Below are 16,628 nucleotides of genomic sequence, written 5' to 3'. Positions count from 1 at the left end.
TGGGCACTTTTGTTCGATTCCATTTTTATGTATAATGAGAAGTGATGGAAAGAGGGAAGTTAAATGGCACAAAAAAGAGCAACAAATAAGAAAAAAAGTACGACAAAGAAAAAGACCAAAAAACAACAGCAACAACAAGAACGTTTAAATTATATGTTTCTTGGCCTGATTTTTATTTTATTCGGTGTCTTTGGACTCTTTCGCTTAGGGTTTTTAGGCACGTTATTAGCGAATTGTTTACGCTTAGTTGTAGGTAATACCTTTCCATTTGCAGCGATTTTACTAATCCTGTATGGCTTATTAGTCATGATTTATGGGAAAGATTTTCCGTTAAAAAGAGGGCGCCCTATTTTTGGGGCTGTTCTGATTTATATTAGTGTTTTGTTATTTTTCCATGCCTTTATGTTTCGAAATGTTAGTGGCAGTCAACCAGATATTTTAGGTAACACTTGGGAGTTTTTGCAAAGCGATCTAAAAGCCAACCAAGTGACGCAAAACGTAGGGGGCGGTATGATTGGCGCGCTGCTTTATCAAGGAACGTACTTTTTGGTGGCACAATTTGGCAGCTATTTAATTGCTACATTGCTACTGTTAGCGGGTATTTTCTTGATGAGTATGTGGGATTTTCAGCAAATTGTTGATCATTTCCAAAGTATTCAAGATCGCCTAAGTCATGTTTCGGCAAAATCACAGGCGCGACAAGAAGAAAAAGAGACGAAGCGAGCAGCGAAGAAAGAAGCCAAAGCTGCAGAACGCCAAGCAAAAATTGAAGCCGCTGCCCAACAAAAATTACAAGAGCGGGAACGCATGGAACAAGCGGCAGCCGAGCGCTTAACAAAAACACCTGTTGAAACCCACCAACCAATGGTGGAAGAACCGGCCGCACCAACGCCTGTTCAAATTGATTCGTTTCAACAGCAAAATCAGGCGATGCCTGTACCACCAATTGCAGCAACAAAACCGCAACGAGAGCAGGAAGAAGAGGCGGCAGATGAAGCTGGTGTTCTCGAATTTGAAATTTCTGAAGAAGCGGAAGATCGTGATTATCAACTACCACCAACTGATTTGTTAGATACAATTCAAGCAACGGATCAAAGTGGTGAATATGAAAAAATCGAAAAAAATATTGGCGTCTTAGAACAAACCTTCAAGAGTTTTGGTGTTGATGCTAAAGTAGTCAAAGCTAGTTTAGGACCATCTGTCACAAAATTTGAAGTTCAACCCGCTGTTGGGGTAAAAGTTAGCAAAATTGTTAACTTGACGGATGACATTGCTTTAGCGCTTGCGGCCAAAGACGTTCGTATGGAGGCTCCGATTCCTGGGAAATCACTAATCGGGATTGAAGTTCCTAATAGTGCAATTAGTACAGTATCCTTTAGAGATATTGTTGAGGCACAACCAAGTCATCCAGATAAACTATTAGAAGTACCTTTAGGTCGAGATATTTCAGGGATGGTTCAAACTGCGGATCTATCAAAAATGCCGCATTTATTAATTGCGGGATCGACAGGGAGTGGGAAATCGGTTGCTATCAATGGCATCATCACAGGTATTTTGATGCAAGCGAAACCTCATGAAGTAAAATTAATGATGATTGACCCGAAAATGGTGGAATTGAATGTGTATAACGGGATTCCTCATTTATTAACGCCAGTGGTTACTAATCCGAGAAAAGCAGCACAAGCCCTGCAAAAAGTAGTTCAAGAAATGGAATTTCGTTATGAAAAATTTGCAGCAACAGGCGTCCGAAATATCACTGGTTACAATCAACTAATTCAACAGAAAAATGCGGAAGATGGCGAAAATCGTCCAATTCTACCATTTATTGTTGTCATTGTTGATGAGTTAGCTGATTTAATGATGGTGGCAAGTAACGAAGTAGAAGATGCGATTATCCGTTTAGCCCAAATGGCACGGGCAGCAGGTATTCATATGATTTTAGCGACACAACGGCCAAGTGTGGATGTCATTACAGGAATCATCAAAGCAAATGTCCCTTCTCGAATGGCTTTTGCGGTCTCAAGTGGGACAGACTCGCGTACCATTATTGATACCAACGGGGCGGAGAAACTATTAGGTCGAGGCGATATGCTCTTCTTACCAATGGGAGAAAATAAACCAATTCGTATCCAAGGGGCCTTTATCTCTGATCAAGAAGTCGAACGAGTGGTTGCGTTTGTAACGGACCAACAAGAAGCTGAATATCAAGAAAGCATGATGCCAACAGATGAACCGACCACTTCAGGCGGTGGCGAAGCTCCTCAAGATGAGTTGTTTGAAGAAGCGAAAAACTTGGTGGTTGAAATGCAAACAGCTAGTATTTCATTGCTACAAAGACGTTTTAGAATTGGCTATAATCGTGCGGCTCGCTTAGTAGATGAATTGGAAGCACACGGAGTTATTGGACCATCAGAAGGTAGCAAACCAAGAAAAGTCTTTCTACAAGCGGAATCAGAAGAGGCAGCACCTGAGACGCCAGAACAATAAACAAAAAGAACAAAAATAGATAAATTTATCTATTTTTGTTCTTTTTTTATAATTTCAGCAAAGCATCATGTTATAATCATCATTTTCTGGTAAAATAGAAAGGAATAGTGCGGTTGGGAGGGAGCGTATCATGAGAAGAAAGAGCGTGCTTTATTTAGAAGTAGCAGATCAGATTAAAGAAGATATTTTGAGTGGCAAGTATCCAGTAGGAACGTTTTTACCAACAGAAACAGAATTGGAAGAGCTGTTTAACGTTAGTAAAATTACGATTCGGCGGGCAATCGAAATGTTAGCAACGGAAGAATTTGTTGAGAAAAAAAGTGGCCGAGGCACAACTGTGTTAAGCAATCGTCCCTATAATAAACTATCAAAAGCAGGGACATTCACTGAATTTTTGAATGAATCAGGTCAGAAAGTAACTAAAAAAGTTTTACAAGTTGAAAACTTGACGTTGTCAAAAGAGATGCCGGCTTATCAATTTTTAGGAGAAGAAGTGGTTCACCTTTCACGGTTATATCTAATCGATGAACAACCCTATATTTATTTTAATTACTATTTGCCAGCTGCCATGAAAGACGTATCATTGACTGAATACAAAGAAGAATCCTTGTATCGTTTGATGGATCGACATGCCATTGAAATTTATAAATTTGAAGACCGTTTTGAAGTTGCAACTTTGACAGAAGCAGAGCAAAAGATGTTGCAAACAACTGAAACAACGGGCTTAAAAAGAATTCGGCGTTCGTTAAGCCCAACAGGTCGTTGCGTAGAATATTCAGAAGCTATTTATAATACGAAGATTCATCCTTATGTGATTGAATATGAAGCATAACTTTTAAAAGAATAACAGTGCACTTACAGTAATGTAAGTTCATTGTTATTCTTTTCTATTGTCGTTTTTTTTCGTTTTCGATACACTAAATGAGTGAGAAGAATAGGAGTGGAAAATATGTTAGAAGTACAAAATTTGAAAAAAGTTTACGGAAACGAAATTAAATATGAAGCTTTAAAAGGGATTAATTTAACTGTCCAAGATGGTGAATTTATTGGTATTATGGGACCTTCTGGAAGTGGGAAAAGTACACTTTTAAATTTATTGGCAACAATCGATAGTCCAACAGACGGTGAAATACTTTTAAATGGAAAAAATCCAAACAATTTGAATCAAGAACAAATTGCTAAATTCCGTCGCACAGAATTAGGATTTGTTTTTCAAAGCTTTAATTTAATGCCAACATTAACTGTTGAAGAAAATATTATTTTGCCATTGACGCTTGATGGAGAAAAAGTCTCTGTAATGAAACGACAATTAGCAGAATTAAGTGAGCGTTTAGGTATCAATCATCTGTTGAAAAAACGAATTGCAGAAATTTCTGGTGGACAAGCACAGCGTGTCGCCGTTGCGCGGGCAATGATTCATCATCCGCAATTATTATTGGCTGATGAACCAACAGGAAACTTAGATACGAAATCATCTAAGGATGTGATGGGCTTGTTACAACAATTAAACGAAGAAGAAGCGGCGACTATTTTAATGGTGACCCATGATCCGCTAGCCGCAAGTTATTGCAAGCGCATCGTCTTTATTAAAGATGGTGAATTAATTGATGAAATTGTCCAAAATGGCAATCAAAAAGAGTTCTACGATTTAATCATGGTGAAACTGGCTGAGATTGAAGGTGTCGATAATGAATTTTAATCAGTTTGTTATAAGAAACACGATTCGAAATAAGCATTTATACTTGGCTTATTTCCTAAGTACAATGTTTTCTGTGATGATCTTTTTTACGTTCACTGGTTTTGTCTTTCACCCAGCCTTAGCTAATGGTTTAAATCCTAAAGCACAAATGGGAATGACGGCTGCGGCTATTATAATCTATGGTTTCTCTTTCTTATTCGTTTTATACTCGATGGATGTCTTTATCCAATCTCGGAAAAAAGAGTTTGGAACCTTGATGATTCAAGGGATGAGTCCAAAACAGTTAAAGAAAATGATTTTTATTGAAAACTTAGTGATTGGTTTCTTTGCTACAATTTTTGGTAGCATTTTAGGTGTTGGATTTTCACAGTTTATTTTATGGATTAGCAATTTATTGATGCATCTAGGTTTAGGTTTTTATTTGCCAGTGATGCCGTTTATCATTACTGTCATTTCATTTGCGGTCTTGTTCTTAGTAATTTCTTTCTTTATTCAATTCCGCTTGCCAAAAGCGACACTTCAAGAGCTATTAAAAGCAGGGGAAATGGGTAAAGGTGAAATCAAAAGCTCTAAAGTTAAATCTTTCTTAGCCGTGTTGCTTTTAGTTGTCGGTTATGGAATTGCTTTAGTTGCTAAGGGACAGTTAGTTTTAATGGTGATGTTCCCAGTGATTTTCTTAGTTATTTTAGGGACAAAATTCTTATTTGACCAATTGAGTGTTTCTGTCATTGAACGTTTAAAACGGAAACCAAAAATCTTTTGGAAAAAAACCAATATGGTCGTTTTATCAGATTTAGCATTCCGCATGAAAGATAATGCACGTTCGTTCTTCTTGGTTTCGGTGATATCAACGGTTGCTTTTGCTGCCATTGGAACGTTATACGGCGTGAATGAGATGATTTTTAAAGGAATAAGTTCTGTACCGTACGAACTGACATTGTCTGATTCGACCAACCCAGAAAATCAAGAAATGAAACAATTTGCGACAAAAACATTCCAAGAAAAAAATATTCAGTTTGATCAGATTGATTACACAATGTACAAAACAAGTGCCGGTATCCAATTAATCAAAACATCTGAATATAATAAACTCGCAAAATTTATAGATGAACCAACTTTAACAGGTGAGAAAGTAGTTAATTTATCACAAAAAGATGCTCCTTCTGCTGCATCAGTAGATGTCAAATCTGTTCAATTGGCAAATGATCAAGTTTTAAACATTGATAAAACAGAAGAAACCAATGTATTACCGACTTTTGGCGGTGTGGTTGTTATCCCAGATAGTACCTCAACAGATGGAATCAAAGCGGAAACAGAAACAATTTGGCAACCAAAAGAAGGCACAGATAAAGAAACCTTAATTGATGCTGAAAATATTATTGGTGAAAAATACCCAATGTTACTAGGAACCGCGGCTACAGTTGCAGGTATTACGCAATTTTATACGCCAGTTCTTTTTGTCGGACTATTTATCGGTATCGTGTTCTTTGTTTCGGCGGGTAGTTTCTTATACTTCCGTTTATATAGTGATATGAATACGGACGTTGAAAAATTCAAGATGATTTACAAACTTGGCTTGACGAAAAAAGAATTGAAGAAAATGATTTACCAACAAGTAGGTATTTTATTCTTTACACCGATTGTTGTTTCATTTATTCATGGAGCTGTTGCTTTGAAAGCAATGTATGCCGTGTTAGATCAGCCAATGCAATTAGCTGGCTGGCAAGTTTTAGGCGTTTTCTTATTGATTCAGGTCGTTTACTATTTAATTGCCAGAACGTTCTACTTCAAAAAAGTTTATCACTTAGTGAAAGATTAATTATAAAAAATCGTTAAGTATGCACGCTTAACGATTTTTTTTTGAGGCTCTTCGTGATATTGCATTCAAAGTGAGAATACGTTATAGTTATGAAGCGAATGTAATAGCAGAAATGAGGAAAAGAAATGCAGAAAGAATCCATTTATGGACTGACGAGAGAACAGCTTGTGGACTGGTTTTTAGCCCATGGCGAGAAGAAATTTCGCGCAACACAAGTGTGGGAATGGTTGTATACAAAACGTGTTGCTTCATTTAGTGAAATGTCGAACATTTCTAAATCGTTGATGACTTTATTAGAAGAAAATTTTTCATTAAATCCATTAAAACAAGTCATTGTGCAAGAAGCGCAAGATGGTACCGTGAAGTATTTATTTGAATTACCAGATAAAAATATGATTGAAACAGTCTTGATGCGTCAAGAATATGGATTATCTGTTTGTGTGACCACTCAAGTTGGCTGCAATATTGGGTGTACATTTTGTGCTAGTGGGCTATTAAAAAAACAAAGAGATTTAACTGCTGGCGAGATTGTTGCCCAAATTATGTGGGTGCAACATTATTTCGATGAACGTGGGTTGGATGAACGTGTTAGCCATGTCGTTGTGATGGGAATTGGTGAACCATTTGATAATTATGCCAATGTCATGAACTTTTTACGAACGATTAATGATGATAAAGGCTTGGCTATTGGTGCCCGCCATATTACAGTTTCAACAAGTGGTTTAGTGCCAAAAATTCGTGAATTTGCAGACAGTGGACTACAAGTAAACTTAGCAATCTCATTACATGCTCCTAACAACGAAGTTCGTACATCAATTATGCGGATTAATCGTAGTTTTCCAATTGAAAAATTAATGGCAGCAATTGATGAATACATTCAAAAAACCAACCGACGTGTTACATTTGAATATATTATGTTGAGTCAAGTGAACGACCGACCAGAACATGCTCAACAATTAGCAGATTTACTACGGAATAAGAAAAAACTTTCTTATGTTAATCTGATTCCGTATAACCCAGTGAGTGAACACGATCAATATAGCAGAAGCTCTAAAGAAGCGGTTTTAAAATTTTATGATGTACTCAAAAAGAATGGCATCAATTGTGTTATTCGTAAAGAACACGGAACAGATATTGATGCGGCTTGCGGACAATTACGCAGCAAACAAATGAAAAAAGAAAAAGTCAAAAACCAATAACGTAGTTAAAATCGGATCAGAAAGGTTTCTTTTTGATCCGATTTTTCGTTTATTTAATAAAAAATCGTCGGTTTTTCAATTCTTGTTTATAAACAAAAGATGAATGCTCTAAAACTTTTATGACAAATTTTCTTTTTGTGGTTTTCAAACTTGAAATTCTAAAAGAAATAGCTATACTGAAAAGAGATCGTCACAGAATTTTTCATGAAAACAGCTATTATTTTCGTTATCTTTTCAAGAAAGTGAAATTTTGTTACGCTTGTTTAGTTTAAATGAAATGAGGGAGTCTATGGAGAAAAAGCAATTAAAAAGAGAGATAACAACGTTTGGTGCGTTATCCACGGTAATGGGTACGGTGATTGGCGCTGGTGTTTTCTTTAAAGCTGCGAGTGTCGTTGGACACGCACAGTCAGCTAGTTTAGCTATTTTTGCTTGGGTGTTAGGTGGTGCCTTAACCATTTGTGCAGGATTAACCAGCGCCGAACTTGCTACAGCAATCCCTGAAACAGGTGGCGCAGTGAAGTATATTGAATATACATATGGTAAATTAGCTGGTTTTCTTTTAGGGTGGGCACAAAGTATCATTTATTATCCTGCCAACATTTCGGCGTTATCCATTATTTTTAGTACACAACTAATCAATTTGTTTCATTTATCGGCAAATTTATTGATTCCAATTGCCATTCTTGCGGGAACTAGTATCACCGTAATTAATTTATTAGGAACAAAAATTGCTTCTTTGGTCCAATCCACGACATTGGTAGTAAAACTGATTCCAATTGCCTTGATTTCTTTAGTAGGATTATTTACTCCCGGACAGGTAGCTGTTTCACTTTTTCCTGTTGAAACAACAGCGAATACTGGCTTTTTAGTTGCTTTTAGTGGCGCCTTAGTCGCCACCATGTTTGCTTATGATGGCTGGCTAGGTGTGGGTAACGTGGCTGGTGAAATGAAGCGACCAGAAAGAGATTTGCCTAAAGCCATTATTTTTGGTTTGTTATTGATTACTTTAATTTATGCCTTAATTAATTTTGTGTTTCTAAAAACATTACCAATTGAGCAAATCGCTGGGAATTTGAATGCAGCTTCGGATGCTTCTGTGGCTATTTTTGGACCAATTGGTGGCAAAATCGTAACTATTGGGATTTTAATCTCTGTATATGGTGCGTTAAACGGCTACACAATGACAGGGATTCGGATTCCTTATGCCTTAGCCTTAGATAATCTGATGCCTTTTAGTCGTCAGTTTCAAAAGTTGTCTAAACGCTTTGTTGTTCCTTATGTTGCTGGAATTTTCCAGTTAGCTGTAGCCATTATCATGATGTTTTTCGGGACCTTCGATTTATTGACGGATATGTTAGTTTTTGTTATGTGGCTGTTTAATCTATTAATTTTCTTAGCCGTTTTTATTTTAAGAAAACGAGAACCTGAATTAAAACGACCGTATAAAGTTCCTGGCTATCCAATTATTCCAATTATCGCAAGTCTAGGTGGTATCTTCATCTTGGTTACAACAAGTATTACACAGCCTATTCTTGCATTGATTGGTATAGGGATTACGCTTCTAGGAATTCCAGTTTATTTAGTTAATAAACAAAAAACGAAGCCAAAAACGTAAACGATCCGATCTGATTCTGATAGTTTTTCTCAAAAATTTTGTGATTCAGAGAAATTTTTGAAAACTAAACGCAAGATTTTTTTAGTATAATATTAAGTGTCTAGGAGTTCCACTATTTTGGGGAAGATAGATGGACAGCGCAAACTTCAAAAAAAGAACCTTCATCTTATTGGTGAAGGTTCTTTTTTTTGCTGAAATCATAAAATAAATGCGTAGTTTATTAGTGAGAGGAGGAAATGAATGACTGAAAATGTAAAAAAATTAGCTCATCAATTAATTGAATGGGGCGTCCTTCATGGGGCGCAAGACGTTTATTTTTTACCCAATGATACCGAAATAGCCATCTCTTTTCGGACAGGGATGCAACGGACACTTTACACACAAGTTTCCGCAGAAATAGGCGAAAAGTTAATTTTCCACTTTAAATTTATAGGCGGCATGGATGTCGGAGAAAGACGAAAAGCACAATTAGGCGCGACAACTTATCTAATTGGCGAGACGAAGCAACGCTTGCGTTTATCATCTGTGGGAGATTTTCAGAATCGAGAGAGCTTGGTAATTCGTTTTTTGCACCGATTTGGTGAACAAGCTGAACATTTTTTCTTTCCCCACCAGCTGAATGAAATTGAAGCATCTTGTCAGAAACGAGGACTTTATTTATTCAGTGGACCAGTTGGTTCTGGGAAAACAACAACCATGTATCGTGTGGCTAAACAAAGAAGTGGCGAACAACAAGTGATAGCGATTGAGGATCCTGTTGAAATTGAGGAAAAGCAGTTTTTACAGTTGCAAACAAATGAAAAAATTCAGTTAACGTACGAAGCCTTGATAAAAGTTTGCTTACGCCATCATCCTGATATTTTGATTATTGGTGAAATTCGTGATGGCGAGACGGCTCAAGCAGTTATTCGAGCCGCCTTAACGGGTCATACTATTTTTGCGACAATTCACGCCCGTAACTTATTGGGGGTGCAACGGCGTTTGATAGAATTAGGTGGCCCAGAGCATGAATTGGCTGAATGCTTGCAAGGTATCATTTATCAACAGATTTTGACAACCACGATTAATAAGGAACAAGTAGCGGGAATTCTTTATGATTATTTCTTCTTTAAGGAAGCTGTTATAAAGAGTAGTTGGCAAAAGAATCTAAGAAAGGCGTGGGCGTATGGGTTTATTACAGAAAAAACGTATTTTCAAGCCATCGAATAAATTAACGAAAAAACAACAGCAGCTTTTTCTGAAACTATTAGCGGATTTGCTTGCAAATGGTTTTAATATACAAGAAAGTTTTTCCTTCATGAAAAAATCAAACGCCTTACCTCAGCACAGTATAACTTTTTTAGTTGAAGGCTTTTCCTCAGGCATTGCCTTACAAGCTTTAGTCGAAGAATTAGGGTTTTCAACAATGGTCTCGGCACAATTGTCGTTTGCTACTGCACACGGGGATTTGGTAGGGACACTACAAGCGATTTCCGAACATTTTTTTCAAACGGAAAAATATCGGCAACAGTTCTATAAAATAATTAGTTACCCGCTGCTCCTGATTGTTTTTTTGATTCTCGTCATTGTTGGTATCCGGCAATTTTTATTGCCCCAATTAATGGAAAATGATGCCAATAGTTATTCTAAAAATATTGGGATTCTTCTGATTGTTTACAGTCCATACATTCTGGTTACCTTAGTTTTTGTCCTCTCATTTAGTTTCTTCATTTTAAACCGTTATTTGAAGCATCAGTCTGCTATTCAGCGGGCCTTCGTATATCTGAAACTGCCAATTATCCGTGGCCTTTATCGGGAATACGTCAGTGCTTTTTTTGCACTAGAATGGGGGAAGTTGCTTGCGCAAGGATTAGAAATGAAAGAGGTCATCGATTTGATGCGCCATACAACCAATTACCCCTTAATGAAAGAATTAGCTGGAGCAATTAGTGAAGGACTGCTAGTTGGTGAAACCTTATATAGACAATTAGCTGCTTATCCTTTTTTTACGAAAGCATTGGGTTTAATGATTCAACAAGGGGAAGTAAAAGGAAAATTAGGCAAGGAGTTGATGGTTTATAGTAATGTCTGTTTCCAAGGTTTTTTCAAAAAAATCGAACGAGTCATTACCCTTGTTCAACCATTTATTTTTATCATAATTGCTTGTTTAATTATCGGTGTCTATGGGGCAATGTTGCTGCCTATTTATGGCAATATGGAAGGAGTTTTATAATGAAAAAGAAACAAAAATACGCAGGGTTTACATTATTAGAAATGTTGATTGTCTTATTGATTATTTCCGTATTGATTTTACTTTTTGTTCCTAACTTAGCGAAACATAAAGAAACAGTTGATAAAAAAGGCAATGAAGCAATCGTAAAAATTGTAGAATCACAAATCGAGCTCTACACACTAGAAAAAAATAAGACGCCTTCCTTAAATGAATTAGTCAACGAAGGCTACATTACTAAAGAGCAGTTAGATAAATATACAGCAGAAAAGCAATGAACAAGTCAGCAGGATTCACATTAATGGAAACACTTGCTAGTTTAACGATTGTTTGCTTTATGACTATGCTCCCAACACTTGCTATTCACCGCTGGCAAGAAACATTAAAAATTGAACAGTTTCTTGCTACGGTAGAAAAACAACTTCGTTTTGCGCAACAGCAAGCAATTGTTTTAGAGGAAACACAAGAAGTTTGGTTTTTTGAAGAACAACAAAGCTTTTCATTTCCTGATAAATTGAACCAATCAGCTCGAAGGACTTCGCTAGCTGTACCTGAAAAAATGACAGTGAGTGGCCCAAGCAAACTCAGTTTTCTTCATTCGTCAGGGAACAATGGCCGTTTAGTGAAATATATTTTTACTTGGACTGAAAAGAAACAGCAACTTATTTTACAATTTCAGATGGGGAGTGGCAAATATACGAAGAAAATTAACTATTTATAGCGGTTTTATTTTATTAGAGAGTCTCGTTAGTTTTAGTATTGTATGTGTGATAGCAGGGATATTCTCCCTGACTATTACACAATTAATTCAGCAAAATTATCAACGGGAGCAAGAATTAACGCGCACTCGTCTAGGATGCGAAGCAATTTTATTTTTAGAGCAGACGGGTGATTTACGTTTCAAAGAGCGGATATATCAAGGAGAAACTTACCGATTTTCTTTGATGGAGAACGAGGGAAGAAGGATACTAAAAGTCACAGATTCAAGAGGAGCGATTTTGATTGGTCAATAAAAAATATGCGGGTTTTACAATGTTAGAGTGTTTAGTGGCACTAGTCGTTTTAAGTTGTATGTGTCAATTGTTTCAGTTGATGATTCAACAAAGTTTTATCGGAAATCAATATTTGAAAAACAATGATTCGAAATCCTGGCATATATTTTTAATTCAATTAGAAAAAGAATGTCAAAAGCTCGTTTTCCAAACAGGCTCTGCTCAAGAGATTTCTTTCCTCGACTCAGAAACAAACAAGACTATTTTAATTCAAATCAAAGAAGATAAAATTATTAAGCGAGTCAATGGTAAAGGCTATCAACCGCTGTTAATTGGTATCAAAAATGGACAGTTTAAAAATGAAGGACAATCGTTTACTTTGGAAGTTACTTTTACTTCTGGAAAAACATTTGATAGTTTTTTTCCGATAAAGGGAGAATTTTAATGAGGCAAAAATATTCAGGAAACTTATTGTTCACGGCCATGGCCTTTGTTTATTTGATGAGTTTTCTCGCCCTTCAGTTACTAGAAGAACGTCAGTTAACACAAAAATTTACGCAAGCTACCCAGGAATACTATGCAGGGAAAAGTATCCTTCATTTATTTCTTGCAGATGTTAAACAAAATAGACGAAAGTTAAAAACAGAAGAAAAGCTCATGTACGAGCAAGTAACCCTCGATTATACATATAAAAATGAACAATTAAGAATAACTGTTTTATTAAACAAATCTGGTCGAAAATACCAATATCAAGAGAGAGTTTCTCATCAAAAAAAAGCGGAAACAATGCTGGAATAGCGTTGTTTTTCTACAAATTATTAGATTTTAGAAGAAAGACAGTAAAGGCATTGATTATTCTTTCTTTTTTCGTTAAAATAAAACAGGTATGGAAGTTGTTACATTTTGAATAGAATAGAGGTGCTAATTTGTTCCCAGAAAAAATTGAAGAGGCTTTCGAGCCAATGGAACAAGCAATCCAGTTATTGCAACAGTCATTGGATACTTCTTTTTTAGATGCGTATATTGAAAATGGTGAAAATATTTTAGATGATTTTCAAGTACGAGTACTTGACGGAGTACCTAATCCAGAGACAGTGAAACAATTAGAAACGCTGTATCATACGATTAAAAAAATTGATTTAGCTCCTGAAGATGTGCGACGCTTGTCCCAATTACTTTTGTTAAAAGGAACGAGAAAAGAGCAGCTTCAAGCAAATCATCAATTGACGCCAGACGGTATTGGCTTTTTGTTTGTTTATTTAGTAGAACAATTAACAAATAAATCAGAGCCATTAAAAATTTTAGATCCTGCTTCAGGAATGGGAAATTTACTGTTAACGGTTCTGCTAAACCTTGAAACAGCTGGTTACAAAGTTTCTGGTTATGGTGTGGATATCGATGAAACACTTTTGGCGGTATCTTCTGTGAACAATGCTTGGTCACAAGCTAATATTCAGTTGTTCCATCAAGACGGATTGCAAGATTTGTTATTGGATCCAGTTGATTTAGCATTAAGTGACTTGCCGATTGGCTATTATCCAAATGATGAGCGAGCAAAGGGATTTGCTGCTGCTGCGGAGGAAGGCCATAGTTATGCGCATCATTTATTAATGGAGCAAGCTATGAAATACGTGAAGCCAGCAGGGTTTGGCTTATTCTTAATCCCGACCAATATTTTAGAGACTGAGCAAAGTGAATTCTTTAAAAATTGGTTGACAAAAAATGTCTATTTACAAGGAATGATACAGTTACCTGATGAATTGTTTAAGTCAGAACAATCACGTAAAAGTATCTTGCTTGTTCAAAACAAGGGTGCAGATGCTGAGCAAGTGAAGGAAGTTTTGTTAGCAAAACTTGCCTCTTTGAAAGATATCAATAAAGTAACGGAGTTCTTTAAACAATTTGAAGCTTGGAAAGCTTCAAATTTAAAATAAAATAGTAACGAAGAGGAGAAAATTATGTCTAAAACAATTGCAATTAATGCAGGTAGTTCAAGTTTAAAATGGCAATTATACCAAATGCCAAATGAAGAAGTGATCGCTAAAGGAATCGTTGAACGTATTGGCTTAAAAGATTCTATCTTCACAATTAAATATGGTGAAGGACAAAAATATGAAGTAATTGTTGATATTGATAACCATGAAGTGGCAGTAAAAATGTTACTAGACCAATTAATCGACTTAAACATTTTAGGTTCTTATGATGAAATTACTGGTGTTGGTCACCGTGTAGTTGCTGGTGGAGAAGAATTTAAAGATTCTGTTGTTATTACAGACGAAGTATTAGAAAAAATTGAAGCTTTATCTGAATTAGCACCTTTACACAACCCAGCGAATGCAATGGGAATTAAAGCATTTAAACATATCTTACCAGAAATCATTAGCGTGGCAGTCTTTGATACGTCGTTCCACACAACAATGCCAGAACACAACTATTTATATAGTGTACCGCGTGAATACTATGAAAAATTTGCTGCACGTAAATATGGGGCACATGGAACAAGTCATCGTTATGTCTCTCAACGTGCTGCAGAAATGTTAGGTCGTCCAATTGAAGACTTGAAAATTATCACTTGTCACTTAGGAAATGGTGCTTCAATCACTGCAGTTGATGGTGGTAAATCAGTCGATACATCGATGGGCTTCACTCCTCTTGCTGGCGTTACAATGGGGACTCGTTCAGGGGATGTTGATGCGTCACTATTGCCTTATTTAATGACAAAACTTGGCTTGACTGATGTACAAGACATGGTTGATATTTTAAACAAAAAATCTGGTTTATTAGGTTTAACAAATGGTTTATCAAGCGACATGCGCGATATTCAATCAAACTTAGATAAACCTGAAGTTCAAACAGCATACAACATTTTTATCGATCGTATTCGTAAATACATTGGTAGCTATGTCACTGTTATGAATGGCGTTGATGCGATTGTCTTTACTGCTGGAATCGGTGAAAATGCAGTGGGCGTTCGTAAAGATATTATTGATGGCATGACTTGGTTTGGTTGTGAAATCGATGATGACAAAAATAATGTACACGGTGAAGAAGCAGTTATCTCAACTGATGATTCAAAAATCAAGCTTCTATTAGTACCAACTGACGAAGAGTTAATGATTGCCCGTGACGTAGAACGTCTAAAATAATTAAACGAACACACCTTGTGAGACGCTCTCACAAGGTGTGCTTAATAGGTAAATAAGAAAAAACTGAGCCAACTATCAAAAGTGATAGTTGGCTCAGTTTCTTTTTATTTTTTATTTTTCTTCATTTTTTGGTAATTTGTTGTCTAAATCCGTCCGTACAACGAGAACATCGCAGCTAGCGTTACGGATAACTGATTCAGAGACAGAGCCAATAAATAAACGCTCAACGGCATTTAATCCAGTTGCTCCTAACATAATTAAATCAATGTTGTATTCTTTTGGTAATTCTTTGGCAATGATATTCTTAGGAGAACCATAGGCTAGAACGCTAGAGACTTTTGTTTGTCCCATATCCACCGCTTGTTGTTGGTAGGTGTCTAAGGTTTCTTTTGCCATTGACATTGCTTCTTCTGCTAGCGCACCATCAAAAGAGGACACTGATTGGAAAGAGCGCGTATCAACAACATGTGCTAATAGTAATTCAGCATCGTTTCGTTTAGCGACGTTGACCGCTTTTTTAAAGGCTAAGTCTGCTTCGTCAGAACCATCGATTGCTATCATAATTTTTTGATATTGTTGTAACATAATAACCGCTCCTTTCAGCGTAAAAAAAAGTCATTAATTGTTTCTATAATAATTGTAAAACAAACAAAGAAAAAAAGAAACTGAAACCGCTTCTTTTTTTCTGAATATTGGCATTTTTTTGTAAAAAAGAACCTGGGACAAAAATCACTTTGGATTTTTGTCCCAGGCTTAAAAATTGATAAACGGCGGAAACAGAAGCAACTCCTTCGGAAATAAGCCGAAATTCTCCGAAAATTGTTCTTTAATTTTTGGAGAATTTCGGCTTATTTCCGAAGGAGTTAAACACTTCTGTCCCGACCTCTTTAAATTCATCGTCTTTTATGACATTTTTTTTGCAAAAGTTAAACTAAACAACGTTGAAAGTAATAAAACAAAAAAGATAAAACCAATTGACAATAACGGGCGATTAAAAATAGCCGCTAGAACACCTAGAATGGCGATAATCAAGTAATAACGCCCAAAACGTTCGATAAACTGTTGACTTTCTGTTGCAGTTTCTTTTTTTAAGAGTGGTAAAAAAGCTGCACTTTTCTTCATCAAATAATAACTGGCTACGCCTGTGACAACGGCGAGTAATAGTACGAGTATACGAATCATCTTGTCCTCCAAAAAAAAACAACTTGCCAGAGCAAATTGTTTAGAAATCTTCATAAAAATGGTAAAATCCGTCGATGCCGGTAATCGTCCTAGAGTATTGAACCCGCAAGATAAGCAGGTGGGTTCCTCGATCGCAGTATTGAACTACCAAAAGAAAAGGCATGTTACCAACTTTGATACAAGCAGGATCCCTAGATATCAATAAAAATGTTCGGTCAACACAGTGAAAGGACAACGCGTACATCACAGATTTACCATCTTTATAATAGCATACTCT

Annotated in this window: 18 protein-coding genes and 1 other RNA gene; 15 read left to right on the top strand and 4 right to left on the bottom strand. The window is 36.4% G+C overall.

All coding sequences use genetic code 11. From position 1 onward, the window contains the following. The first annotated feature begins 63 nt into the window (after nt 1–63). The 15 genes from IGL13_RS08200 to IGL13_RS08130 all read left to right on the top strand — a co-directional run bounded on the left by IGL13_RS08200 (nt 64) and on the right by IGL13_RS08130 (nt 15,169). The gene (locus IGL13_RS08200) at nt 64–2,487 is read left to right on the top strand and encodes a DNA translocase FtsK (protein ID WP_002378474.1); all 2,424 of its coding nucleotides are present in this window, start codon (nt 64–66) and stop codon (nt 2,485–2,487) included. A 130-nt stretch (nt 2,488–2,617) separates the two neighbouring features. Beyond that, nucleotides 2,618–3,319: a GntR family transcriptional regulator gene (locus IGL13_RS08195; RefSeq protein ID WP_002364244.1), complete on the top strand. Its 702-nt coding sequence runs from the start codon at nt 2,618–2,620 to the stop codon at nt 3,317–3,319. Nucleotides 3,320–3,436: 117 nt separating this feature from the next. Beyond that, complete coding sequence (locus IGL13_RS08190; protein WP_002381711.1) at nt 3,437–4,186, top strand: ABC transporter ATP-binding protein; 750 nt, start codon at nt 3,437–3,439, stop codon at nt 4,184–4,186. Further along, complete coding sequence (locus IGL13_RS08185; RefSeq protein ID WP_002401809.1) at nt 4,176–6,005, top strand: ABC transporter permease; 1,830 nt, start codon at nt 4,176–4,178, stop codon at nt 6,003–6,005. Before IGL13_RS08190 ends, IGL13_RS08185 begins: the two co-directional genes overlap by 11 nt. Nucleotides 6,006–6,130: 125 nt before the next feature. Continuing rightward, on the top strand, nt 6,131–7,204 hold the full coding sequence (gene rlmN / locus IGL13_RS08180; RefSeq protein WP_002378471.1) for a 23S rRNA (adenine(2503)-C(2))-methyltransferase RlmN: 1,074 nt from the start codon (nt 6,131–6,133) through the stop codon (nt 7,202–7,204). Nucleotides 7,205–7,493: 289 nt separating this feature from the next. Beyond that, nucleotides 7,494–8,822 (top strand): APC family permease, encoded by a 1,329-nt coding sequence (locus tag IGL13_RS08175; RefSeq protein ID WP_002360022.1) that lies wholly within the window; start codon nt 7,494–7,496, stop codon nt 8,820–8,822. 240 nt (nt 8,823–9,062) lie between these two features. Next, nucleotides 9,063–10,031, top strand: a complete 969-nt coding sequence (comGA, locus tag IGL13_RS08170; protein ID WP_002364362.1) for a competence type IV pilus ATPase ComGA — start codon at nt 9,063–9,065, stop codon at nt 10,029–10,031. Further along, nucleotides 9,988–11,034 carry a competence type IV pilus assembly protein ComGB gene (gene comGB, locus IGL13_RS08165; protein WP_430604579.1) on the top strand — a complete coding sequence of 349 codons (1,047 nt, stop codon included), beginning with the start codon at nt 9,988–9,990 and terminating at the stop codon, nt 11,032–11,034. The genes comGA and comGB overlap by 44 nt, the downstream gene beginning before the upstream one ends. After that, the gene (gene comGC / locus IGL13_RS08160; protein WP_002356991.1) at nt 11,034–11,309 is read left to right on the top strand and encodes a competence type IV pilus major pilin ComGC; all 276 of its coding nucleotides are present in this window, start codon (nt 11,034–11,036) and stop codon (nt 11,307–11,309) included. The genes comGB and comGC overlap by 1 nt, the downstream gene beginning before the upstream one ends. Continuing rightward, nucleotides 11,306–11,752 carry a competence type IV pilus minor pilin ComGD gene (gene comGD / locus IGL13_RS08155; RefSeq protein ID WP_002366895.1) on the top strand — a complete coding sequence of 149 codons (447 nt, stop codon included), beginning with the start codon at nt 11,306–11,308 and terminating at the stop codon, nt 11,750–11,752. The genes comGC and comGD overlap by 4 nt, the downstream gene beginning before the upstream one ends. Then, entirely contained in the window at nt 11,718–12,044 is a 327-nt protein-coding gene (locus tag IGL13_RS08150; RefSeq protein WP_430604578.1) for a type II secretion system protein, read from the top strand. Before comGD ends, IGL13_RS08150 begins: the two co-directional genes overlap by 35 nt. Then, complete coding sequence (gene comGF, locus IGL13_RS08145) at nt 12,034–12,468, top strand: competence type IV pilus minor pilin ComGF (RefSeq protein WP_002378441.1); 435 nt, start codon at nt 12,034–12,036, stop codon at nt 12,466–12,468. The genes IGL13_RS08150 and comGF overlap by 11 nt, the downstream gene beginning before the upstream one ends. Then, on the top strand, nt 12,468–12,821 hold the full coding sequence (gene comGG / locus IGL13_RS08140; RefSeq protein WP_002362054.1) for a competence type IV pilus minor pilin ComGG: 354 nt from the start codon (nt 12,468–12,470) through the stop codon (nt 12,819–12,821). Before comGF ends, comGG begins: the two co-directional genes overlap by 1 nt. A 128-nt stretch (nt 12,822–12,949) precedes the next feature. Then, complete coding sequence (locus IGL13_RS08135; protein ID WP_002357063.1) at nt 12,950–13,957, top strand: class I SAM-dependent methyltransferase; 1,008 nt, start codon at nt 12,950–12,952, stop codon at nt 13,955–13,957. Nucleotides 13,958–13,981: 24 nt separating this feature from the next. Then, nucleotides 13,982–15,169 (top strand): acetate/propionate family kinase, encoded by a 1,188-nt coding sequence (locus IGL13_RS08130; protein WP_002357064.1) that lies wholly within the window; start codon nt 13,982–13,984, stop codon nt 15,167–15,169. Between the two features lie 111 nt (nt 15,170–15,280). On the opposite strand, the gene IGL13_RS08125 is transcribed toward IGL13_RS08130, so the two are convergent. The 4 genes from IGL13_RS08125 to ssrS form a co-directional block, all read right to left on the bottom strand. Continuing rightward, nucleotides 15,281–15,754: a universal stress protein gene (locus IGL13_RS08125; protein WP_002357065.1), complete on the bottom strand. Its 474-nt coding sequence runs from the start codon at nt 15,752–15,754 to the stop codon at nt 15,281–15,283. A gap of 14 nt (nt 15,755–15,768) precedes the next feature. Further along, nucleotides 15,769–16,011, bottom strand: a complete 243-nt coding sequence (locus IGL13_RS08120; RefSeq protein ID WP_409360315.1) for a hypothetical protein — start codon at nt 16,009–16,011, stop codon at nt 15,769–15,771. Nucleotides 16,012–16,072: 61 nt separating this feature from the next. After that, on the bottom strand, nt 16,073–16,405 hold the full coding sequence (locus tag IGL13_RS08115; protein WP_002357068.1) for a hypothetical protein: 333 nt from the start codon (nt 16,403–16,405) through the stop codon (nt 16,073–16,075). Between the two features lie 7 nt (nt 16,406–16,412). Next, a non-coding RNA gene (ssrS, locus tag IGL13_RS08110) (6S RNA) lies at nt 16,413–16,606 on the bottom strand. Nucleotides 16,607–16,628 lie beyond the last annotated feature (22 nt).

The organism is Enterococcus sp. DIV1937, from assembly GCF_050535975.1.
In the GTDB taxonomy this organism is placed as follows: Bacteria; Bacillota; Bacilli; order Lactobacillales; family Enterococcaceae; genus Enterococcus; species Enterococcus faecalis.
This window is presented reverse-complemented; position numbering and strand designations above follow the sequence as displayed.